This window comes from Micromonospora sp. NPDC023966 (assembly GCF_040639095.1).
GTDB lineage: Bacteria > Actinomycetota > Actinomycetes > Mycobacteriales > Micromonosporaceae > Micromonospora.
Genome location: NZ_JBEZZJ010000040.1, coordinates 25,581 through 47,438, shown reverse-complemented (window position 1 = coordinate 47,438; position 21,858 = coordinate 25,581). Strand labels below are relative to the sequence as shown.

Sequence of the window (21,858 nt, the reverse complement as noted above, 5' to 3'; positions counted from 1 at the left end):
CGGCTAAGCGAAAGCTAAGACCGGCTCCCGATCCGGCGGCAGGACCCTCACCAGGCGACGCCGATGCCGTCGCCCGGGTACCAGTGCCGGGCCGGGGTCTCGCGGTAGGCGAGGAACCGGCGGCCGGTTCGTTCGGCGTGCTCGGCGAGGACGTTGGTGGCGGTGACGTTGTCGGTGAGCAGCATGGCGCCGGGGGCGAGCTTCGCCTCGACGGCCTCGAACTCGCTGCGCTCGTGCACCCGGCTGTGGTCGCTGTCGTGCAGGAAGAGGTCGATCGGCCGCTCCAGCGCGCGGATCGAGGCGACCGAGTCGCCGATGACGAGGTCGACCACGTCGGCCCACGGGGTGGCCCGGGCGAGGTAGCCGGCCTCCGGGTTGATGTCGAGGGAGGTGAGCCGGCCGGGGTGGCCCTCGGCGGCGTTCCGCAGCAGGGCGGCGGCCAGGACGCAGCTGCCGAGGCCCTTGTCGACACCGGTCTCCACGACGTGGGCGGGCTTGCGGGCGCGAACGATGGCGTACCAGCCGATGCGGCGGGCGTAGCGGACCTGCCGGTCGGCCAGGCCGCGGCGGGACGCGGCGGCGGTGGCGGTCTCGATGTGCCCGCGCAGCTTGTCGTCGCCCTCGATCTCGGCGAACCAGCGGCGCACCTGCCCGACCGGGACGTCGCAGACCACGCTGACGAACCAGGCCAGGTGGTGCCGGCTGAGCTTGGTCAGCTCGTAGGTGTAGTTGTGGTGCTCCCGGGAGGTGAGCAGCCATCGCGCGGAGGTGCGCAGCACCCGGGCGTCGTGCCGGGCCACCCGGGCCAGGCGCTTGGGGAAGGCGGCGACCGGCGCCAGCCGGGTCCGGGCGATGGCCCGGCGGAGCTTCGTTGCATCCACCTGTGCGGTTGTACCAGGTCGGGGACACCGACGGCGAGAGAAGTTTCGATTCGCCGACCGGGTGGTCGGGGCTGACCGGCCGGACGAGGGTCCCCGCACCGAAAGGTGAGTCAGTAGCATCGCGACCATGTCAGATCGTCACCGGCTCGCCGACCCGCACACCCGCTTCCCCGCGTTCGAAGTGGAGCAGGGCGGAGCGGATGAGAACGTCACACCGCCTCGGCGACGTCGCCGCGGGCGGCGTATCGCCCTGATCGTGCTGCTGGTGGTGGTCGTGCTCGCCGGCGGCGGCATGCTGGCCGGTGGCCTGTACTACCGTTCGGTCAACAACTCCATCGACCGGGTCGACGCCTTCACGGGGGTGCCCGAGGAGTCCAGGCCGCAGGTCGTGGCCAAGGGCGCCATGAACATCATGATCCTGGGCAGCGACTCCCGCGACCCGGAGAACAGCGGGGGTTCCCGGAGCGACACGATCATCCTGGCGCACCTGCCGAAGGACCGCTCGAGCGCGCAGCTCATCTCGATCCCGCGGGACACCTGGACGGCCGTCCCTAAGTCCGCGGAGGGCCGGGGCGGCCGGGACGCCAAGATCAACGCCGCCTACGCCTGGGGCGGCGTGCCGCTGATGGTGCAGACCGTGGAGAAGTTCACCGGCGTGCGCGTCGACCACGTCGCGATGGTCGACTTCGCCGGTTTCAAGGAGATCGTCGACGCCCTGGGTGGTGTCGAGATCAACGTGGAGAAGGGCTTCACCACGAAGTACTCCCTGAGCGGCAGCCGGACGTTCGCCACGGGTCCGCAGACCATGGACGGCGCCGCCGCGCTCGACTACGCGCGCGAGCGGCATGCCTTCGCCGACGGCGACTTCGCCCGGATCCGGCACCAGCAGCAGGTGATCAAGGCGATTCTGGACAAGGCGGCCTCCGGCGGCGTGCTGGCCAACCCCGGCAAGCTGAACTCGTTCGTGCGGGCCACGTCGAGCGCGGTGTCGGTGGACAAGTCGTTGTCCATCCTGGACCTGGCGATGGAGATGCGTGGCCTGCGGAGTGGCAACCTCGGCTTCTTTACCTGCCCGGTCAAGGGGACGGGCCGGGTCGGCACCGAGAGCGTCGTGTTCGCGAACACGGCGAAGGCCAAGACCCTCTTCGACGCGGTCCGCAGCGACTCGGTCCCCGACATCCTGGCTGCCGGAAAGTAGGACGTCGAACTACCGTGCCGGCTCTGGCGGCGCGGGTGACCCGCTCGTATCCTTCGATCGCCTCGGCGTTTCCCATCTGCGCAGGGGGCTTCACGGGGGAAGGAAACGACCATGTCACGCCCAACGGCGTTTGGTCATCCTGCTGCGTCCGCGCCGACACTCAACGGAGCGTCCCAGCAGCCGGTGACAACGCAGGATGACTCGCCGGGCGGTGCGGGGATCACCGTGGTGATCCCACCCGTCCGGTCGGCGAAGGAGCCGCCGGCCGTGGCGGAGACCCGCCCCGGTCTGGACACGACCACGGTGCTGCCGTATGCCGGCTCCCGGACGTCGAGGCGCACGCGCTGGCTCCGGGCCTGGATGATGACGGCACCCATCGACGTCGTCGCACTGCTGGCCCCGCTGCTGCTGACCCATCACTACTGGCGCGGGACCCTGGTCAACGCCGGCCTCACGGTGGTCTTCTTCGCCGCGGGCGGGCTCTACCGGCCCCGCCGGCACATCAGCATCCTGGACGAACTGCCGATCCTCGGCGGGCGACTTCTCGCCTCCGGCGCGGTGGTGGCCATCATCGCGGCCGAGCGCCACGACTCGGTGCCGTACGTCAGTGGGTTCATGCAGGGCGTCGCGCTCTCCGCCGGCCTGGTGATCGTCGGTCGCGCGGTCAACCGCAAGTTCATGCTCGTCGCGCGTAAGCGGCGGTGGGTGGAGCACAACGCGATCATCATCGGTGGCGGTCCGGTCGGCGTCGAGCTCGCCCGGCTGCTCCGCCGCTACCCGCAGTACGGCCTCCGGTTCGTCGGCTGTGTCGATGCCCCGTCCCGGCAGCGCGTCGGGTCGGTTCCGCTGATCGGCACCCTCGACGACATCGAGAAGCTCACCACGATGCTGGAGTGCGAGGTCCTGGTCATCGCCGACCCGGACTGCTCGGAGTCCACCCTGATGGAGACCCTGCTCCAGCCGGCCAGCTCGCGCTGCGACCTCTGGGCGGTGCCCCGCCTCTGGGGCTCCCGGTCCCAGGGCGGATACCCCGACCACATCGGGGCCATCCCGATCGTCAAGATCGGGGATACCACGCTCACCGGTCCACGGTGGAAGATCAAGCGGGCGTCCGACGTGGTCTTCGCCGCGCTGGCGCTGATCGTGCTGAGCCCGGTGCTCCTGCTCTGCGCGATCGCGACGTTCCTCGACGGTGGCCGCGGCATCTTCTTCTACCAGGAGCGGATCGGCCGGTACGGCGAGCCGTTCAAGGTCATCAAGTTCCGCTCGATGCGGCCGGTCGACGAGCACGAGTCGCAGACGAACTGGTCCATCGCGAACGACCGGCGGGTCGGGCCGATCGGGCGGTTCATGCGCCGTACGTCGCTGGACGAACTGCCCCAGCTCTGGAACATCCTGCGCGGTGAGATGAGCGTGGTGGGGCCCCGGCCGGAGCGGCCGTACTTCGTCGAGAAGTTCTCGGTCGAATACCCCGACTACGCGATGCGGCACCGGGTCCCCGTCGGGCTCACCGGGCTCGCGCAGGTCAGCGGCCTGCGGGGCGACACCCCGATCTCCGACCGGGCGCGGTTCGACAACTACTACGTCGAGAACTGGTCGCTCTGGCTCGACATCAAGATCGTGCTGCGTACCGTCGCGGAGGTCTTCCGCGGTGGCGGGCGTTGAGCCCGGCCGGCCGTACATAGCTACCCGACCCCCTGTCGACCGTCCGCCGGTCGGCAGGGGGGTCGCCGCTAGCGGGCCTCGCCGGCCAGGGCCTCGGCCAGGCTCGACCGCCAGTCCGCCAGCGGCTGGAGCTTCGCGGCGGCCCAGCGGTCGTGGGCCAGCACGCTGTAGCTCGGACGGGCCGCCGGTCGGGGGAAACGGTCGCTGGTCGTCGGCCGGATGCGCTCGGGGTCGAGGCCGCGCAGGACGAACACGGCGCGGGCCAGGTGGTACCAGGTGGTCTCGCCCGACGCGGTGCCGTGGTAGACGCCGGGGGCGGCATGGCCGGCCAGCGCCGCGTCGGTCAAGGCGACGAGCCGCTCCGCCAGCCGGTACGACCAGGTGGGTTGCCCCCGCTGGTCGTCCACCACGTCGAGCCGCTCGCGTTCCCCGGCGAGGCGCAGCATGGTCGCCACGAAGTTCGGGCCGTGTGCGCCGTAGAGCCAGGCGGTGCGCACCGTGTAGCCGCTCTCGGGAAGCAGCCGGGCCACGGCCAGTTCCCCGGCGAGCTTGCTGCGCCCGTACGCGTTGACCGGCGAGGTCGGGGCGTCCTCCGGGTACGGCTCGGTGGCGTCGCCGGGGAAGACGTAGTCGGTGGAGACGTGGATCATGCGCGCGCCGCTCGCGGCGCAGGCGCCGGCCAGGTTCGCGACCGCGTCCCCGTTGACGGCGGTGGCCGCCTGCTCGTGGGCCTCGGCGCCGTCCACGTCGGTCCAGGCGGCGGCGTTGATGACCACGTCGTGCCCGGCGACGGCGGCCCGCACCGCCTCCGGATCGGTGATGTCGAGGTCGGCGCGGGTGGTGGCGGTGACCGAGAGGTCCTCCCGGGATTCCAGGACGGCCAGCAGGTCCCGCCCCAGCATGCCGCCGGCGCCGGTGACGAGCAGCCGACTCATGCGGTGGCCGACTTCAGCGGCTCCCACCACGCCCGGTTCTCCCGGTACCACCGCACCGTCTGCGCCAGGCCGCGCTCGAGGTCGATGCTCGGGGCGTACCCCAGCTCGGCGCTGATCTTGCTGATGTCCAGCGAGTAGCGGCGGTCGTGGCCCTTGCGGTCGGTGACCGGCACGACCCGGTCCCATCCGGCGTCGCAGGCCTCCAGCAGCCGGGCGGTGAGCTCCTTGTTGGTCAGCTCGGTGCCGCCGCCGATGTTGTAGACCTCGCCGGCGCGGCCCTTCTCCTGGACCATCGCGATGCCCCGGCAGTGGTCGTGCACGTGCAGCCAGTCGCGGACGTTGCCGCCGTCGCCGTAGAGCGGGACGGTGCCACCGTCGAGCAGGTTGGTGACGAACAGCGGGACGACCTTCTCCGGGAACTGGTACGGCCCGTAGTTGTTGGAGCAGCGGGTGACCACCACGTCCACGCCGTGGGTGCGGTGGTAGGCCAGCGCCAGCAGGTCCGAGCCGGCCTTGGACGCCGAGTACGGGGAGTTCGGCGACAGCGGCCAGGTCTCCGTCCAGGAGCCCTCGTCGATGGAGCCGTACACCTCGTCGGTGGAGACGTGCACGAACCGGTGCGTACCGTGCCGCAGCGCGGCGTCGAGCAGGGTCTGGGTGCCGAGCACGTTCGTGGTGACGAACGGGGCGGCACCGGCGATCGAGCGGTCCACATGAGATTCCGCCGCGAAATGGACGATCACGTCGTGACCGGCCACGACCTCGTCGACGAGCGCCGGGTCGCAGATGTCGCCCGGCACGAAGCGCAGACGCGGGTCCTCTCGTACCGGGGCGAGATTGTTCAGGTTGCCCGAGTAGGTGAGCTTGTCCAGCACGGTCACCGCGGCGGGTTCGACGGCCGGCACGCCGGCAGCGTCGCCGCCGGGCATGCCCAGCAGCATCCGCACGTACTCCGACCCGATGAATCCGGCTCCGCCGGTGACGAGGATCCTCACGGGTCGGGGAGTCTACGCGAATGTGCAGGACAGCCGGGGGGCGGCGACCGGGGCCTCGGGTCTCCCCCCGGTGCAGGTAGCCTGCGCGGGTGCGTGGAATCCTTCTCGCTGGTGGCACCGGCTCCCGGCTCTGGCCGGTCACCCGTGCGGTCTCCAAGCAACTCATGCCGGTGTTCGACAAGCCGATGGTCTACTACCCGCTCTCCACGCTCGTCATGGCCGGCGTGCGGGAGATCCTGATCATCACGACGCCGGAGGACCAGGACCAGTTCCAGCGGCTGCTCGGTGACGGCAGCCAGTGGGGCCTGCGCCTGGCGTACGTCACGCAGCCCCGTCCGGAGGGCATCGCACAGTCGTTCCTGCTGGGCGCGGACTTCATCGGCGACGAGTCGGTCGCGCTGATCCTCGGCGACAACATCTTCCACGGCGTCGGCCTCGGCCGGCAGCTCGCCGGCCACGGCGACCCGGTCGGTGGCCGGGTCTTCGCGTACCCGGTGGCGAACCCGGCGGAGTACGGCGTGGTCGACTTCGACGCGGCCGGGCGGGTGCTGTCGATCGAGGAGAAGCCGGCGCAGCCGAAGTCCCGCTACGCCGTACCCGGCCTCTACTTCTACGACAACCGGGTGGTGGACATCGCCCGCAAGCTCACCCCCAGCGCCCGGGGCGAACTCGAGATCACGGCGGTCAACGAGACCTACCGCGAGTGGGGCGAGCTCTCCGTGACGGTGCTGGACCGGGGCACCGCCTGGCTGGACACCGGCACCTTCACCTCGATGATGCAGGCCGCCGAGTTCGTCCGGGTCATCGAGGAACGCCAGGGCATGAAGATCGGCTGCATCGAGGAGGTCGCTTGGCGGGCCGGCCTCGTCGACGACGAGCAGCTGCGCACGCTGGCCCATCCGCTGACCAAGAGCGGCTATGGCGGCTACCTGCTCGGCCTGCTCGCCGAGCAGGCGCACGGCGGGGACGACCGATGAAGATCCGACCCCTGAGCATCGAAGGGGCCTGGGAGATCACTCCGCAGCAGCACGGCGACCCTCGCGGCCTGTTCATGGAGTGGTACCGCTTCGACCGGCTCGCCGAGGCGGTCGGTCACCCGCTGCGGCTCGCCCAGGGCAACCTCTCGGTCTCCGCGCGGGGGGTGGTCCGCGGCATCCACTTCGCCGACGTCCCGCCCGGCCAGGCCAAGTACGTGACCTGCGTACGCGGAGCCGTGCTCGACATGATCGTGGACATCCGGGTCGGCTCGCCGACGTTCGGTCAGTGGGAGGCCGTCCGCCTCGACGAGGTCGACCGACGCGCCGTCTATCTCGGCGAGGGGCTGGGACACGGCTTCTGCGCCCTGACCGACGACGCGACGCTGAGCTACCTCTGTTCCGCCACCTACAACCCGACGGGCGAGCACACCGTGCACCCGCTCGACCCGCAGCTGGCGATCGACTGGCCGGTGGAGACGCCGCTGCTGTCGGCCCGGGACGAGGCCGCGCCGAGCCTGCATGAGGCCCGCGCGTCGGGCCTGCTGCCCGACTACGACGCCTGCCGGTCCTTCTCGGTCGGCATGAACACGCGCACGACACCCTGAGCCGGCGGGTACGAGCCTTCCGGCCCCGGAGTGGCCGGCCGCTTGCGCAGGGCCGCCCAGACGGTCTTCACGTCGGCGCTGATCGGTGTGCCGGCCTGGCTGTGACCACGGAGCACGGCGATGCCGAGTCCGATGGCGAGTCCGCCGAGTGCGCCGCTGGTCGCGTGCAGTGGCCAGGACACACGTTCGGGTCGTGCGGGGGCGGACGCGGCGTGGAGCACGGCGACCTGAGCCTTCAGGCCGAGCCCGGCGGGCGCCGCGTCCCGTCCCGCGATTCGCTGCAGTTCGGCGGCGAGCCCGTTGGCGATCGCCGCGGCGATCCCCCCGTCACGGTCCGCGACGGCGACGTCGATCGCCAGGGTGTTCACCGTCGATGACGCGACGATGCGGTCGGCCAGCTGAGCGGGCGTGTAGGGCAGCTGGAGCGAGTTGATCACCGGGCGGGTCAGCCGGGGGGTGTTCATCATGCTGGCGTACGTCTTCACCCGCCGCTGCATCAGCTTGCCGGCGTCGGGACCCGGAACCTCCGGCTGGTCCTGTGCGCCGGGCTGTTCCTTCGCGAACGTGACCAGCATCTGCACCTCGGCCCGATAGGTCGGTTCCTGGCGTGCGGCCAGGAAGCCGGCCCCGACACCGCCCAGCAGTGCCAGCACCACCAGGACCGTCCACCGTCTTCCGATTGCGCCAAGATAGCGGGCGAGGTACATGCGGCTCCACCTCGAAAGGCCGGTTCAGAAGCGCCAGGCTACCTCCTTCGCCACCCGGGCCCGTCGGCCGGCCGCACTGGGGCGGTCAGGCGATTGCGGAGCGGAGCTTGATTCGGGTAGAAAGTGCCAGCGACGTGGAACTCGTCGTACCCGCAACACATCTGCCACATCTTTTGGGGGAAGACGAGTGGATGACGTGTCGCCGATCAACGCTGCGCCGTGCGCGGCCGTTGGTCGGGAACCCGCCCGGGGCACCGGGTGCTAGGTCTGGTACGACGGCTCGTCTCCCCCGAACGTCTCTATGTCGCCGCCCTCGGCCTGACCGGCCTCGCGGCGCTGGTGTCGGTGACCCTGCCGGCGGCGGAGCGCGGCGAACTCGCCGCGAACATGGTGAGCGCCACCATGGGGGCCGCCCTGGGCGGCTTCTCCATGGACACGTTCCTGCTGTCCCGTCCGGCCGGCTGGATCATGTCCCGGGGCCGGCACTGGGTCCTCGCCATCCTCGGGGTGTCGCTGGGGCTCACCGCCCTGGCCGCGGCGCTGCTGACCACGGTGGCCGGTATCGGTAGCTACGCGGTGGCCATGGGTGCCGCCTGCGGTCTCACCGTCTTCAACACGGCCGGCTCCCTGGGCCTGCGGCTCAAGAAGTTCTGGTTCGTGTATTCCATGCGGGCCGCGGGCGGGGCCGTCCTGGTGGCGGGCTACGCGATCCTCTACCTGCGCGGGCAGCTCGACGGCGGCCTCTGGAGCATGCTGTGGCTCGTCGTGCAGGTCGCGGTCGCCGCCGTCCTGGGTGTGGCGGTCCTGACCTGGGCCGGACGGTTCCGGCCGATCCCGGCCGCGACCGCGGGTCGGCCCGAGTACCGGGCGGACCTCGTCGCCGTGGGGCGGCTGCACATCGGGGTCTGCGCTCAGATGCTGACGTACCGGTTGAGTCAGGTCCTGGTCGCCCGGTTCGCCGGAGCCGGGCCGCTCGGCGTCTACGCCCTGGCCGTGGCGGCCCTGGAGTTCGCGCAGTCCGGCGCGGTGGTCAGGTCCCAGCGGATCCTCGCCGAACGCGATCCCGACGCGATCCAGGACCACGGCCGGGAGGTCGTGAAGGGGGCGGTCCCCGTGGCCGCGCTGGCCGTTCTCGGGCTCGCCGGCCTGGGCGTGCTCGCGCCCGACTACCGCCATGCCTGGCTCTACGGCCTGCTCCTGCTGCCGGGGACGTTGGCTCTGTCCGCCGGCAAGACCTGGAGTGCCGCCCTGCTCAAGCGGAGCGGCGAGCAGGCGACGACCACCGTGGCCCTCATCACGATGTCCGTGTCGGTCGTGCTGTACTTTCTCCTCATCCCGTGGGCCGGCGCGTTCGGCGCCGCCCTGGCCTCGTCGGTCGCCTACGGCGTGTACGCGTTCCGGACGCGCCAGAGCCTGCAGCGGGGTTCGCATCTCCTCCTCAATCGGATGGCATAGCGGTGGACGTCTCAATCGTCGTTTTGACCTGGGAAGACTTCGAGCGCACGAACGGATGCGTCAGATCGCTGCCCGCCGGCGCCGAGGTCATCGTCGTGGACAACGGCAGCGCTGCCGACATCAGTTCGGCGCTGCGCGCGATGTGCGACGAGACCGGGGCCAGGTACGTCCGGTCGGACGTGAACCTCGGCTACGCCAAGGGCATGAACCTCGGCGTGCGGCACAGCACCCGGTCGCGCGTGATCCTGTCGAACAACGACATCGTCGTCCAGCCGGGCGCCATCGAGCGGTTGCTGGCGCCTCTCGACGACCCGGCCGTGGGCGCCACCTTCCCGAAGGTGCTCGACGCCACCGGCAAGGACCAGACCGCCGCGGGCCGGTTCCTGACGGTCGGCGCCGGCATGGCGCACGCCACCGGGCTGAGCCTGGTGTTCCCCGGGCTCCGGATCGTCTCCACGCCCGAGCAGGGTGACTGGCTCTCCGGGCCGTTCGTCGTGATCCGCCGGGAGACGCTCGACAAGATCGGCGGCGTCGACGAGTCGTCCTTCTTCTACTCCGAGGACCTGCGGCTGTGCTGGGCGGTCCGGCAGCTGGGCCTGCGCCTCGCCTACGTGCCGGAAGCCGTCGTGATGCACGAGGACGACGCGAGCGCCAAGCGCCGGTGGCCGGTGGAGGAGATCTCGCGCCGGCAGACCCGGGAGTTCATCCGGGCCAGCCGCGAACTCGCCGGTTGGCGCGGCACCATCGCCTGTTCCGCGTACACGCTCGGGGTGCTGCTGCGGGCGGCGGTGGGTGGCGGCGCCGCCCGGCGGGCGGTGGCCAGGGGTGCCCTCGAAGGATTGAGTGCGCGATGAGGATCCTGTTCGTCTGCACGACCGGGGGATCGGGCCGACGACAGCTCGGCGGCGCCGAGCGCTTCCTCATCGAGATGCTTCCGGCGCTGGCCCGGCAGGGCGTGGAGGTGGTCGCCGCCACGCCGGACGACGAGGTCGCGGCGTCGCTTCGTGAGTCTGGAATCCAGTGGCTTCCGCTCGGTGCGACGCGGCGGATCGATCTCGGTTACGCGCGGGAGATCCGGCGGATCGTCGACGAGTTGAGGCCGGACGTGGTGAGCGCCCACCTGCTGTCCGCGGCGATGCACGCGCGGGTGGGGCTGGGCGTGCAGGGCCGCCGCACCCCGCTGGTCGTGGCCCTGCACAACAGCCTGTGGCAGTACCGCGACGCGGCGGAGTCGCTGCGGGAGAAGGCGGCGGTGCAGGCCAACATCACCACCGACCTGATCTTCCGTCGGCTCCGGCCGCACGCGACCGTGGCGGTTTCCACCTTCGAGGGGGAAGAGCTGCAGGAACGCGGACACGTCCGCAATGTTCATGTCATCCCGAACCCACTTCCCGCGGTCTGGCCCGACGTGGACGACACCCCGAGTCTCGCGCCGACGGCTCCGGTCCGGGTCGGCTTCCTCGGGCGGCTCGAACGGGAAAAGGGCGCCGACCTGCTGTCGGACATCGCGGCCGGCCTGCCCGAGATCGAGTTCCTGATCGCCGGCGCCGGCGCCACGCCCATCGCGCCGCTCCCGAACATCAAGCTGGTCGGGCGGGTGGATGCGGCGTCCTTCCTGCAGAAGGTGAACTGCCTGCTCGTGCCGTCCCGGGTGGAGGCCTTCGGACGCAGCGCCCTGGAGGCGATGTCCCTCGGCGTTCCGGTCGTGCATTCCGGTGTCGGCGGGCTGACCGAGGTCACCCGGCGCGGCGCCGGCGTCCTGGCGTACCGGGCGGACATGACGGCAGACGCGATGGTGGCGGCCATCCGGGCGGCGACCCGGCCGGGCGCCTACAACGAGCAGCGCCGCGAGCTGGCGCGGGAGTACGCGACGCAGTACTCCTTCGCGAGCTGCGTGGAGCGTTGGCTCAGTCTCTACCGAGCAGTCGCCGATGACCCTCGCTGAACGGCGACTCTGGTCGGTCGGCATCCCCCTCGTTCTCGGTGTGCTCCTGCTCCTGGCGACGCAGTCGGCGGGGACCGCGGTCACGGTCGGACTGGCGGTGGGAGCCCTGTTGGCTGCTCGGTGCCGCATGTGGGCCCTGGCCGCGTGCACGGCCATCTGGAGCGCCGCCCTCCTCGCCGTGCGCGTGTTGCCCGGACCCTACGACTCCTGGGCCGGCCGGACGGTGCTGCCGGTCCTCGCCGGATACGTCACCGTCTTCCTGATCATGTGGGCCGTCGGGAGACGGGTGATCAGCCGGCCGGCCGACGAGGCCAGACCGCCTCGGCCGGAGCTTTCCTGGCCGTCCGACCGGCGGCTGTTGACGTACCTCCTGGTGCTACTCGGCGTCGCGGCCCTGACCGCGGCGATCCGGTTCCGGGGCGTCGTGCCACCGCTCCTCGCCGACAACCCGGACGCGGCACGGCAGGTGCTGCGGCAGCAGTCGAACATCGTCATCGGGCTGCTGTCCGAGGCGTGGACCCTGGGCATGGCCATCTCCCTGCTGCGTGCCCTGTCCGGCAGCCGGCACCGGGCGCTCGTCTACTACGTTCTCACCGGGGTCTTCACGGTCGGCGCGGCCCTCGGGGCGAGCAAGAATTCGGTGCTCGTCGGTATCGCACCCGCTCTCATCGCCGCCCTCTCGGTGCGGCGCCCACGGCGGCGTGCGTCGACGTCCTTCCCGAGGACGGCGGTCGTGCTCCTCATCGGCGCCGTGGCTCTCGGCGCGGCGGTCTATCTCGGCGGGCAGCGCACGATGGCGGGCAGCGGCGCATTCGAGACCGAGTTCCGGTCGCGGTACGGCACCAACGCGGTGACCAGCAGCGCCGGCTCGCTCGATCTGTCGCTGAGTTCCTCCACGGAGACGTTCGGCCGGCTCTGGTCCCAGCGGGAGCACCTGGAGCCGACGTACGGCGCCTATTCGCTGGCCTTCCTGGGGTCGCGCGTCGAACCGCTGGTCGGCAAGGCGGACCTGTACGGGGTGACGTCCCAACTCAGTCAGCCGTACCTGATGAACACCGCGACCTTCGTGGCCATCCCGCTGCTCGACTACGGTCCGATCGGAGCGGTGTTCTTCCTCGCCGCCCTGGGCCTGGCGGTCGGCGCGACCGAGCGGTGGTTCGAGTTCGCGGCGGCACCCGCCCAGCAGCTGGGGCGCGCGTTCATCGTCTACTTCGCCCTGTTCGGCATCTACGAGATGTATCCGCTGATCTATCCGACCTGGCTGAGCCTGGTGCCTGGGCTCTGGGCCCTGCACCGGCTGGGGAGAACCGCGAAGTGAACGAGACGGGCTTTACCGGGCTCACGGTTGTCACCGTGCTCTACCGGTCCGGTGACATGCTGACCGAGACGCTACCGACCTGGACACGCAGCGCCGGCGGGCTTCCGGTCCGGTTCATCTTCGCCGACAACTGGCCGGAGGACGGCTGCGAGAAGGTCATCGCCGGCTGCCTGGCCGACGACCGGTACGTGTACCTGCCCGACTCGTCGAACCCGGGCTTCGCGGCCGGCTGCAACCGGGCCGTCGCGGCCGCGACGACGAGTCACGTCCTGCTGCTGAATCCGGACGTCTGGCTGCCCGACGACGCGCTGGCCCGGATCTGCGCCGCCGTGGCGGAGGAACCCGGCACGCCCGTCGCGGTCGGCCTGGCCATGCACGGCGGCGAGTACGTGGGCATCGACGTGAACCCGATCTCGCTGTTCATCGACCGGTCGGCGACGGCGTCACGGGCGCCCCTCGGTCCGTCGGGTGGCGCGGCGGTTTTCTCCACCGCGCTGTACCGCAGGTTCGGTGGCTTCTACGAGCACCTGTTCGCCTGGGGTGAGGACGCCGACCTCGCCTTCCGGCTCTACGCCTCGGGCCTGCGTACCCGAGGGCTGGATCTCGTGCTCCCGCACGCCGGCGGTCACAGCGTCGAGGGCGACGACAAACTCCAGGGCTTCCGAGCCTTTCTCCTGGCCCGCAACCGGCTCCTGGTCGCGGCTCGGACCTTCACCTGGCCGCTGATGCTCGTGGCGCTGCCGATCCTCGCGCTGGCGCACGTCGCGCTGGCCGCCCGACGGGTACGGCAGGGCCTGCTGCGACCGTTCCTGCGGGGCGTGGGACGCGGCCTGGCGGAGGCGCCGGCCGCCCGCCGGCAGTGGAAGGGCAAGCGGTTCGGCTTCGCTTCCCTGTTCAGCTACCTGACAGTTCGGAGAGCCTGATGGCAGGACACCGCTGGAGTGTCGTAACGGTCACCTACAACTCGGCGGACACGCTCCGCAAGTGCTGGCGGGGTGCCACCAAGCCGTACGAGTGGATCGTGGTGGACAACTGCTCGGCCGACGACTCGGTCGCGGTCGCGGAGGAGTTGGGCGCCCGGGTGATCCGGCTGCCGGAGAACGTCGGCTTCTCGAAGGCCAACAACATCGGGGTACGCCAGGCGGCGGGTGAGTACGTCCTGTTCGCCAACCCGGACCTCGAGGTCGGCTCGGACGGCCTCGACGTGCTGGCGCGGCACCTCGACGCGCACGGCGGCCTGGTCGCTCCGCAACTCCTCTCCTCGGACGGGGTCCCACAGGCGAACGGACGTGGTTTCCCCTACGCCACCGCCAAACTGGGCAACCGGAAGGTCTGGCCCCTGTCCCGCCTGCACGCCTCCTACCGGGTGGTCGCGCAACCCGGCCAGGCGATCTACGTGGCCTGGGTCATGGGCGCGGCGGTCGCCGGCCGCACCGCGGAGATCGTCGAGCTGGGTGGGTGGAACGAGCGGTTCTTCCTCTACTACGAGGACCACGAGTTCGGGTTGCGCGCCTGGCGGCACGGCCTTCCCGTCGCGCTGCTGGGCGACGTCCGGTGGACCCACCACTGGGCCCGCGCGACGAACTCCTTCCGCTGGTCCCCGGCGCACAATTTCGAGTTGCAGAGCGCGAAGACGTTCTTCGGCATGTTTCCCGAGTTCCTGGTCGGGCTGCCGCCGGCCGCCCGGCGGCACCGGCAGGCCGCGCGCCTGATGGGTTCGCCGGTGCCACCCACCCCGGCCACCGGCACGGACGGGCCGGAGCCCACGCCGGCCCGGCAGGCGGCCAACTGACGTGCGGCGACCGCACCACGCGGCCGTGGGGAGGGCTCAGTGGGCACCCGTGCCGCCGCCGGCGCTTTGATAGCGTCGCGCCGTGTCTGAGACCCGCCCGGTCCCGGCCTTCTCCCCGTCCGTCACGTCCGCGCCGGCCACCCCCGTACCCCGGGCCGGCGAGGCACCGGGGTACGCGTCGTTCGCGCCGGCGGTGTGGGGTCGGCTGACCAGGTCTCCATACTGGCCGGTCGCCGGCCTGATCATCGCGCTCGGCGCCGGGCTACGGATCCGCCAGTGGGCGTTCGGGCGCGGCTTCTGGAGCGACGAGCTGTACGTGGCGCACAACCTGCGCGCCCGGGACTGTCTCGACCTGCTGAAGCCCCTGGCGTTCAGCCAGTCGGCGCCGCCCGGCTGGCTGTGCCTGGAACGGCTCTCGCTCGAGCACTTCGGCGCCACGGAACGGTCGCTGCGGCTCGTACCGTTGCTGTTCGGGCTGGCGTTGCTGCCGCTGATGGCCTACCTCGGGCGGCGGCTCCTGCCGCCGATGGCGGCGCTCGCGGCGCTGTTGCTCGTCGCGGTCGCGCCTTTCCTGATCGGCTACTCGAACGAGCTCAAGCAGTACAGCGCGGAGACGTTCTGCGCCACACTGCTCGTCGGGCTTGCCCTCCTGCTGCTTCGTGACGCGCCGACGTGGCGCAGCGGTGCCGTTTTCTGGGCCGTGTCGCTGGTCGCGTCGGTGCTCAGTACCCTGGCCATTCCGGTCGCCGGCGCCCTCGGGGTGCTGATCGGGATGCGGGCGCTGGCCAGGTCGGGACGCACGTGGGCGCAGCGGTGGCGGGAGTTCGCGCGGTTCGCCGCGCCTGTGCCGGCCTGGGCGGTCACCGTGCTGGTGGTGTATGTCTTCACCCTGGCGCCGCGGCTGGGCGATCCTCAGCTGAGTGCCTACTGGCTCGGCAAGTCGATCTACCCGAGCCAGCCGCTGACCGACCTGCCGGCCACCCTGGCCTGGTTCGCCGCGACGTACCGGACCCTGGCCGCGGTGCCGTTCGTCGCCTGGTCGGCCTGGGTCGTCGTGCCGTTGCTGGTCATCGGTGCGGTCGTCTGCTGGCGCCGCCTGCACGCCGTCGCCGTGCTCGTCCTGCTCACTCCGTTGGCGGCCGGACTCGCCGGTGCGGCCGTGTCGGTCTATCCCTTCAACGGCCGGCTGGCGCTCTACGCGGTGCCGGCCTGCCTGATGCTCACCGGTCTGGCGGTCGCGCCACCGCGTGGCGGGCACGTGGTGCTCCGCCGGGTCCGCTGGGCGGCCGCGTTGGGGCTGCTCGTCGCGTTGGTGGTGCCGCAACTGGCCATGGACGTGGTCGTCACCGCACACCCGCAGCGGGCCTTCGCGCAGGGTGGTGGCGCCAACGTGGCCGACTACCGAACCGCGCTGCGGTACCTCGACGCCGAGCGGCGCCCCGGGGACGTCGTCCTCGCCACCACCGTGTCCTGGAACGCGCAGTCCTACTACGGCCCACCGGCGGACGGCTACGTCGTCCCGGCCGGACCCGGCGGCTGCCCGAAGAAGCCCGTGTCGACGCTGCTGCCGGGGCGCTCCCGGGTCTGGCTGTTCCAGGCCACCGACTGGGCGGAGACCGAGAACAGGGACCTCATCGTCCGGCTCGGCAGCGGTGGCGCAGCGGTCACGGAGCGGACGTTCACCGGTGCGCGTGTGGTGCGGTTCGACCTGACCGGCACCGCCTCCACAGGGGACGATGTGTGCCTGGTGCCCCCGCCCAACGGGGCGGGGATCCGCTAGCTGTTCCGGTGCCAGAGGTCGCGCAGCGCGTCCCAGTTGCCGCCGAGGCCCGCCGTGCACGGGGTCTCGAGGTAGAGCGCGGTCGTGCTGTTGTCCCGGCTCCACCAGATTCCGCACACCGGGCGTCCGTCCTGGCCGTTGCCGGCGTACTCGACGTAGCTGCCGGGGGCCCCACTGGCTCCGCCGGTGCTCTGCGCCGCCTCGCGCATCCCCGGGGCGAGCGCGCGGCCGATGACGCCCATCTGCTGTCGGAAGGCGCGCGCGGCCTCCTTCTTGGCGTCGGACTCGTAGACGGCGAAGTGCACGGACACGCCGAGGTACCGGCAGAAGACGTGCCGCTTCTCGCCCTCCGGCAGCTTGGGGCCGCCGACCTCCGTGTCGATAGCGCACCCGCCGACCCCGGGCAGCCAGGGCTCGGCGAGTGGCATGAGGTCGGCGTCGAACTTCGCCTTGTTCAACGAGTACTGGGTCGCCTCGTAGAGCGCGGGAGAGGCGCTGGCCGAGGGGTTCCCCGGCTCGGTGCCCCCGCCGAGCGCCTTGCCGGCGAGGAGTCCGGCCCCGCCGGCCAGCACCGCGGCCATGACGACGCCGCCGATCCACAGGCCGGTCCGGTTGTTCGACGGCCGCGCGACCGGGGCGATCCGTGGACCGCCGGACGAGTCGAGCGGGTCCGGGGCGGCGGCCGTCGCGGGGGCGGCCACCCGCTGCACCGGCACGCCGGGCGACACGGGCGCTCCCGATGACACCGGCACACCCGAGATCGGCTGGGTCGCCATCGCCCAGGGCTGGGGCGCCCACGGCAGTTGAGGCGGGGCGGAGACGGGGGCGGCGACCGGCGGCGGTGGGAGCATCTCGGCGGTCGGCGTGCGCTGGTAGTCCATCCCGAGGCTCTGGAACAGTCGCGCGGCCGCTCCCTCCTCTTCGGACGGGTACGCCACCCACGGCTGAGCGACGCTGAAGTCGGCGTTGACGAAGCGGTGACCCCCGGGCGTCTGCGCCAGCACGTTCGCCGCGTTGCTGAACGCCTCCCGCCACCGTTGGTCGCCGGCCGCGGCGCCCTCGAGCACGGCCACGGTCACCGGCCGATCCTGCCCGTCGAGAGCCGCCCAGGCCCTGCCGACCTGGCATTCACCCAGTACCTCGGTGAACCTGTACGGACCTTCCGGCTGCATGCCCCACTCCTCTGCTCACCCGCCGTGCGGATAGTACAGAGAGCACGCCCGTAGGTCCGCCCGCCGGTCCGCGGAATGGACTGACCTGGGATCGGCGTGCGCGGGACGCCGCCGCTGCTCACAGTGGTCCGTTTCGCCGTGCGGCCGGGCACGACCTCGGCCCGGGTGGCGCCGATCACCCCGGACCCTGCCAGAACCGTCCGACCGCCCCGCGCCGTTCTGACCGGGCGGTGGCGCCCGGCCGCCGATCGGCCCACCCCGGGCGTCGCGTCACCACCTTGCGCTCTGAAAGTTTTCATGCATAGAGTCACCTCGTGAATGAAAGCGGTGCGGCACCCACCGACCGCCTGCTCGACCTCTTCCACGGCGTCCGGCTCACCCCGACGCAGCGCCGCATCGCGCACTGCCTGGTCCAGCAGGCGGGCGCGGCGGCGTACCTGTCCGCGGCGGAGGTGGCCGAGCTGGCCGGGGTCAGCCAGCCGTCGGTGACCCGGTTCGCCATGGCGCTCGGGCACGACGGCTACCCCGCGCTGCGCCGCCGCCTACGCGAGCTGACCGCCACCGGTACGGCCGACCCGGCCGAGGCCGGCAACGCCCTCCAGCGGGCGGTGCACGCCGAGATGGGCAACCTCGACCGGCTCGCCGGGCAACTCGCCGACGCCGGCCGGATCGCCGAGGTGGGCAAGCTGCTCGCGGCCAGCCGCCCGCTGCCGGTGCTCGGGCTGCGCGCCGCCGCGCCCCTCGCGGCGTACTTCGCCTACTTCGCCGCCAAGGTGCACCCGGACGTGCGGGTCCTCGACGACGGCGGCAGCCTCCTGGCCGACCGGCTCGAACAGGCCGCCGCGGCCGGGGCCGGCGCGCTGCTCGCCTTCGTGCTGCCCCGCTACCCCCGGGAGACCCTGGATGCGCTGCGCGAGGCCCGGGACGCCGGGCTGACCGTCGTGGCCATCACCGACTCCCCGGTGAGCCCGGCCACCGACCACGCCGAGGTGGTGCTCCCCGCCGCCGTCGGCACCGACCTGGTCTTCGACCTGCACACCGCCCCCATGACCCTGGCCATGGTGGTGCTCCAGGCGATCTGCGACGCCACCCCCACCGAGACCCAGGCCCGGCTCGAGGCGTTCGAGTCGTCCGCCACCCGTCGTCAGTTATTCCTCGGCTGAGAGGAGGAGTGACTAGTTTGTTGGCTTTTTCTTCACATCTGTCTACGGTTGCAGGACCTGCTGACGACCGTGCACGCCTTCTCGTGTCGGTTGAATGGGCTGCGACGCTTAGAGAAGGAACTCCACGGAGTGGACCTGACTGCGGAGGGCGGCCGGTGAAGGTCACCCGGATTGCCTACTCGACGGTCCTGAACCCCGGCAAGTACGCCGCCCTGGCGGAGCAGGCCCACCGGTTGGGTCGGGTTCGCAGCGAGGTGTGGCAGCGGTACGGGTCGATCGCCGGGGTCGGGGCCGGACTGCGGGACCGGCAGGTGCGGGACCGGTGGTTGGCCGACGGCATGCATGTCCCGTTCGGTGTGCTGGCGAATGCGTGGAAGGAAACCGTCCGCGACGCGACGGCCGACATCGCGGCGAACCTGGAGGCGGCCAAGGTGCAGGTCCGGCGGGCGATCAGCCGGCGCACCGACGATCCGGCCGAGCGCAAGCGGATGTTCACTGCGTTGAAGGCCGACCGGTGGGCTGAGGATCCGTTCCTGGCTCGGCAGATGCGCAAGCATTGGAAGCGCGGTCGTAACCGCACTCATGATCAGATCGTGGTGCGCGCCGACGCGTACAACGCTGTCGTCGATGGGCGAGGCCGGTTGTGGCTGGCGGTTCCCGGTCTGCGACGCCGCCAGATGGTCAGGATCCCCTTGTCCACGACCGTGGCCCCGTCGGGCACCCTGCGGCTGATCCTGCGCGGCGGGCGGGTCGAGGTGCACTACCAGATCGACGCGTCGCGGATGCGGTCGTCGCAGCGGCCCTGCGGGCAGCGGACGCTCGGCGTGGACAAGGGCTACACCGAAGTTTTGACCGACTCCGACGGCGGCCACCACGGCACCAGCCTCGGCCGACTGTTGACCAGCGAGTCGGATCGGTTGAAGGAAGGAAACCGCCGTCGGGCGAAGCTACGCTCGATCGCGAACACCGCCGCCCTGCGTGGGGACCACGCGAAAGCGCACCGGATCAGGTCCCACAACCTCGGCGCTGTGAAACGGGACCGGCAGGCGGCTCGCCACCGCGCGCGGGTACGCACGGAGATCTTCACTGCCGTGCACCGGATCGTGGACAAGGCCGCGGCCGTGGTTGCCGAAGACCTCACCAAACGCTTCGCCGGGCGCAAGACGCTCGGCAAGAACGTGAATCGACGCCTCGCCGCGTGGACCAAAGGAGTCACCGCGGAGGCGCTAGCAAACGTGTCGGAGCGCAGAGGTTCTGCGCTCGTTCACGTCAACGCCGCCTACACCTCACAAGCCTGTCACCGCTGCGGCCGGCTCTGCCGACGCAGCGGGGACCGGCTTCACTGCACCTCGTGCGGGGTGGTGTGGCAGGCCGACGTGAACGCCGCGATCAACATCCTGCACCGAGCCGGCGACCCCGACATCGCCCTGCACACCCCTTGCCACGAGGTGAAGCAGATCCTGCAGGACCGGACCGATCGCCACCGGACCAGACTGCCGGTCCAGGACTCCAGCCCGGCCACAGCCGGGCGGAGAGCGAACTATCCGAACCGCTCAGCAATGAGCAACGAGTAGGAAGCAGTACGAGATGCACCAGCCCGTCCGTGCCGCCCGCGGCACCGCACGCACCGCCAAGGGGTGGCCCCAGGAGGCCGCGCTGCGGATGCTGATGAACAACCTCGACCCGGAGGTGGCCGAGCGCCCCGAGGACCTGGTGGTCTACGGCGGCACCGGCAAGGCGGCCCGGGACTGGCCGTCGTACCACGCGCTGGTGCGGACGCTGACCGAGCTGCGCGACGACGAGACCATGCTGGTGCAGTCCGGCCGCCCGGTCGGCGTGATGCGCACCCACGAGTGGGCGCCCCGGGTGCTGCTGGCCAACTCGAACCTGGTCGGCGACTGGGCCACCTGGCCGGAGTTCCGCCGCCTCGAGGCGCTCGGCCTGACCATGTACGGGCAGATGACCGCCGGGTCCTGGATCTACATCGGCACCCAGGGCATTCTCCAGGGCACCTACGAGACGTTCTCGGCGGTGGCCGAGAAGCGGTTCGGGGGCAGCCTGGCCGGCACGCTGACGCTGACCGCCGGCTGCGGCGGAATGGGCGGGGCTCAGCCGCTGGCGGTCACCATGAACGGCGGCGCCTGCCTGATCGTCGACGTGGACCGCAGCCGGCTGGAGCGCCGGGCGCACGACCGCTACCTGGACGAGATCGCCGACTCGCTGGACGACGCGGTCGAGCGGGTGCTCGCCGCCCGACGGGACCGCCGGGCGCTCAGCGTCGGAGTGGTCGGCAACGCCGCCACGGTCTTCCCGGAGCTGCTGCGCCGGGGCGTCGCCATCGACATCGTCACCGACCAGACCAGCGCGCACGACCCGCTGTCGTACCTGCCCGAGGGGGTGGAGCTGGCCGACGCCCGCGACTACGCGGCGACGAAGCCGGCCGAGTTCACCGACCGGGCCCGGGCCTCGATGGCCAAGCACGTCGAGGCGATGGTCGGCTTCCTCGACGCCGGCGCCGAGGTCTTCGACTACGGCAACTCGATCCGGGGCGAGGCGAAGCTCGGCGGCTACGAGCGGGCCTTCGACTTCCCCGGCTTCGTGCCGGCGTACATCCGGCCGCTGTTCTGCGAGGGCAAGGGCCCGTTCCGCTGGGCCGCGCTCTCCGGCGACCCGAAGGACATCGCCGCCACCGACCGGGCCATCCTCGACCTGTTCCCGGAGAACGAGTCCCTGGCCCGGTGGATCCGGATGGCCGGCGAGCGGGTCGCCTTCCAGGGCCTGCCGGCCCGGATCTGCTGGCTCGGCTACGGCGAGCGGGACAAGGCCGGGGTCCGGTTCAACGAGATGGTCGCCTCGGGCGAGCTGAGCGCGCCCGTGGTGATCGGCCGGGACCACCTGGACTGCGGCAGCGTGGCCAGCCCCTACCGGGAGACCGAGGCGATGGCCGACGGCTCCGACGCGATCGCCGACTGGCCGCTGCTGAACGCGCTGGTCAACACCGCCAGCGGGGCGTCCTGGGTGTCGATCCACCACGGCGGCGGGGTCGGCATCGGCCGGTCCATCCACGCCGGGCAGGTCTGCGTGGCCGACGGCAGCGCGCTCGCCGGGCAGAAGATCGAGCGGGTGCTCACCAACGACCCGGCCATGGGCGTCATCCGGCACGTCGACGCCGGCTACGACGACGCGCGCGAGGTCGCCGAGCGCACCGGCGTCCGGGTGCCGATGGCGGAGGGCCCGGCGTGAGCGCGAGGAGTGCGGCGCAGCGGAGCC

General features: G+C 71.5%; 19 protein-coding genes. 14 read left to right on the top strand and 5 right to left on the bottom strand.

The genetic code is table 11. The features are described from left to right. Nucleotides 1-47: 47 nt before the first annotated feature. A complete protein-coding gene (locus AB0F68_RS30835) occupies nt 48-881 on the bottom strand; it encodes a class I SAM-dependent methyltransferase (protein ID WP_357344598.1) in 834 nt (277 codons plus the stop codon). Nucleotides 882-1,008: 127 nt separating this feature from the next. Between AB0F68_RS30835 and AB0F68_RS30830 the strand changes: the two genes are divergently transcribed. After that, nucleotides 1,009-2,079, top strand: coding sequence for an LCP family protein (locus tag AB0F68_RS30830; protein ID WP_357344595.1), 1,071 nt, complete (start codon nt 1,009-1,011; stop codon nt 2,077-2,079). Between the two features lie 363 nt (nt 2,080-2,442). Continuing rightward, entirely contained in the window at nt 2,443-3,744 is a 1,302-nt protein-coding gene (locus AB0F68_RS30825) for a sugar transferase (protein WP_357344636.1), read from the top strand. A gap of 68 nt (nt 3,745-3,812) precedes the next feature. Here AB0F68_RS30825 and rfbD read toward each other — a convergent pair whose 3' ends face one another. Both rfbD and rfbB read right to left on the bottom strand, forming a co-directional pair. Beyond that, nucleotides 3,813-4,679, bottom strand: a complete 867-nt coding sequence (rfbD, locus tag AB0F68_RS30820; RefSeq protein WP_357344593.1) for a dTDP-4-dehydrorhamnose reductase — start codon at nt 4,677-4,679, stop codon at nt 3,813-3,815. After that, nucleotides 4,676-5,674, bottom strand: coding sequence for a dTDP-glucose 4,6-dehydratase (rfbB, locus tag AB0F68_RS30815; RefSeq protein WP_357344591.1), 999 nt, complete (start codon nt 5,672-5,674; stop codon nt 4,676-4,678). Before rfbB ends, rfbD begins: the two co-directional genes overlap by 4 nt. A gap of 89 nt (nt 5,675-5,763) precedes the next feature. On the opposite strand from rfbB, the gene rfbA reads away from it, so the two are divergent. Then, on the top strand, nt 5,764-6,651 hold the full coding sequence (gene rfbA / locus AB0F68_RS30810; RefSeq protein ID WP_357344590.1) for a glucose-1-phosphate thymidylyltransferase RfbA: 888 nt from the start codon (nt 5,764-5,766) through the stop codon (nt 6,649-6,651). Beyond that, nucleotides 6,648-7,256 carry a dTDP-4-dehydrorhamnose 3,5-epimerase gene (rfbC, locus tag AB0F68_RS30805; protein ID WP_357344589.1) on the top strand — a complete coding sequence of 203 codons (609 nt, stop codon included), beginning with the start codon at nt 6,648-6,650 and terminating at the stop codon, nt 7,254-7,256. The genes rfbA and rfbC overlap by 4 nt, the downstream gene beginning before the upstream one ends. Here the strand turns inward: rfbC and AB0F68_RS30800 are convergent. Continuing rightward, nucleotides 7,202-7,909, bottom strand: a complete 708-nt coding sequence (locus AB0F68_RS30800; RefSeq protein ID WP_357344587.1) for a lipopolysaccharide biosynthesis protein — start codon at nt 7,907-7,909, stop codon at nt 7,202-7,204. The genes rfbC and AB0F68_RS30800 overlap by 55 nt on opposite strands. A 312-nt stretch (nt 7,910-8,221) precedes the next feature. Here AB0F68_RS30800 and AB0F68_RS30795 point away from each other — a divergent pair, with 312 nt between their 5' ends. The 7 genes from AB0F68_RS30795 (at nt 8,222) to AB0F68_RS30765 (ending at nt 16,253) form a co-directional block, all read left to right on the top strand. Next, nucleotides 8,222-9,418: a hypothetical protein gene (locus AB0F68_RS30795; protein ID WP_357344585.1), complete on the top strand. Its 1,197-nt coding sequence runs from the start codon at nt 8,222-8,224 to the stop codon at nt 9,416-9,418. 2 nt (nt 9,419-9,420) lie between these two features. After that, nucleotides 9,421-10,272: a glycosyltransferase family 2 protein gene (locus AB0F68_RS30790; protein WP_357344583.1), complete on the top strand. Its 852-nt coding sequence runs from the start codon at nt 9,421-9,423 to the stop codon at nt 10,270-10,272. Continuing rightward, complete coding sequence (locus AB0F68_RS30785; RefSeq protein WP_357344581.1) at nt 10,269-11,363, top strand: glycosyltransferase family 4 protein; 1,095 nt, start codon at nt 10,269-10,271, stop codon at nt 11,361-11,363. The genes AB0F68_RS30790 and AB0F68_RS30785 overlap by 4 nt, the downstream gene beginning before the upstream one ends. Continuing rightward, nucleotides 11,350-12,681: a hypothetical protein gene (locus AB0F68_RS30780; RefSeq protein WP_357344579.1), complete on the top strand. Its 1,332-nt coding sequence runs from the start codon at nt 11,350-11,352 to the stop codon at nt 12,679-12,681. Before AB0F68_RS30785 ends, AB0F68_RS30780 begins: the two co-directional genes overlap by 14 nt. After that, nucleotides 12,678-13,604 (top strand): glycosyltransferase, encoded by a 927-nt coding sequence (locus AB0F68_RS30775; protein WP_357344577.1) that lies wholly within the window; start codon nt 12,678-12,680, stop codon nt 13,602-13,604. The genes AB0F68_RS30780 and AB0F68_RS30775 overlap by 4 nt, the downstream gene beginning before the upstream one ends. Beyond that, complete coding sequence (locus AB0F68_RS30770) at nt 13,604-14,473, top strand: glycosyltransferase family 2 protein (protein ID WP_357344575.1); 870 nt, start codon at nt 13,604-13,606, stop codon at nt 14,471-14,473. The genes AB0F68_RS30775 and AB0F68_RS30770 overlap by 1 nt, the downstream gene beginning before the upstream one ends. A gap of 82 nt (nt 14,474-14,555) precedes the next feature. After that, nucleotides 14,556-16,253 (top strand): glycosyltransferase family 39 protein, encoded by a 1,698-nt coding sequence (locus AB0F68_RS30765; RefSeq protein WP_357344573.1) that lies wholly within the window; start codon nt 14,556-14,558, stop codon nt 16,251-16,253. Here the strand turns inward: AB0F68_RS30765 and AB0F68_RS30760 are convergent. Continuing rightward, entirely contained in the window at nt 16,250-17,425 is a 1,176-nt protein-coding gene (locus tag AB0F68_RS30760; RefSeq protein WP_357344572.1) for a hypothetical protein, read from the bottom strand. The two genes, AB0F68_RS30765 and AB0F68_RS30760, sit on opposite strands and share 4 nt — an antisense overlap. 314 nt (nt 17,426-17,739) lie before the next feature. Between AB0F68_RS30760 and AB0F68_RS30755 the strand changes: the two genes are divergently transcribed. The 3 genes from AB0F68_RS30755 to hutU all read left to right on the top strand — a co-directional run bounded on the left by AB0F68_RS30755 (nt 17,740) and on the right by hutU (nt 21,831). Next, entirely contained in the window at nt 17,740-18,588 is an 849-nt protein-coding gene (locus AB0F68_RS30755; protein WP_357344570.1) for a MurR/RpiR family transcriptional regulator, read from the top strand. 155 nt (nt 18,589-18,743) lie between these two features. After that, nucleotides 18,744-20,162: a transposase gene (locus AB0F68_RS30750; RefSeq protein WP_357344568.1), complete on the top strand. Its 1,419-nt coding sequence runs from the start codon at nt 18,744-18,746 to the stop codon at nt 20,160-20,162. 13 nt (nt 20,163-20,175) lie between these two features. After that, complete coding sequence (hutU, locus tag AB0F68_RS30745) at nt 20,176-21,831, top strand: urocanate hydratase (RefSeq protein WP_357344566.1); 1,656 nt, start codon at nt 20,176-20,178, stop codon at nt 21,829-21,831. The last annotated feature ends 27 nt before the right edge of the window (nt 21,832-21,858 follow it).

Bases quoted from the DNA above. Each gene is read 5' to 3' on its own strand.
- AB0F68_RS30770 (WP_357344575.1), top strand. From the start codon at position 13,604: ATGGCAGGACACCGCTGGAGTGTCGTAACGGTCACCTACAACTCGGCG.
- AB0F68_RS30780 (WP_357344579.1), top strand. From the start codon at position 11,350: ATGACCCTCGCTGAACGGCGACTCTGGTCGGTCGGCATCCCCCTCGTT.
- AB0F68_RS30760 (WP_357344572.1), bottom strand. From the start codon at position 17,425: ATGCAGCCGGAAGGTCCGTACAGGTTCACCGAGGTACTGGGTGAATGC.
- hutU (WP_357344566.1), top strand. From the start codon at position 20,176: ATGCACCAGCCCGTCCGTGCCGCCCGCGGCACCGCACGCACCGCCAAG.
- rfbC (WP_357344589.1), top strand. From the start codon at position 6,648: ATGAAGATCCGACCCCTGAGCATCGAAGGGGCCTGGGAGATCACTCCG.
- rfbD (WP_357344593.1), bottom strand. From the start codon at position 4,679: ATGAGTCGGCTGCTCGTCACCGGCGCCGGCGGCATGCTGGGGCGGGAC.
- AB0F68_RS30825 (WP_357344636.1), top strand. From the start codon at position 2,443: ATGACGGCACCCATCGACGTCGTCGCACTGCTGGCCCCGCTGCTGCTG.
- AB0F68_RS30785 (WP_357344581.1), top strand. From the start codon at position 10,269: ATGAGGATCCTGTTCGTCTGCACGACCGGGGGATCGGGCCGACGACAG.
- AB0F68_RS30830 (WP_357344595.1), top strand. From the start codon at position 1,009: ATGTCAGATCGTCACCGGCTCGCCGACCCGCACACCCGCTTCCCCGCG.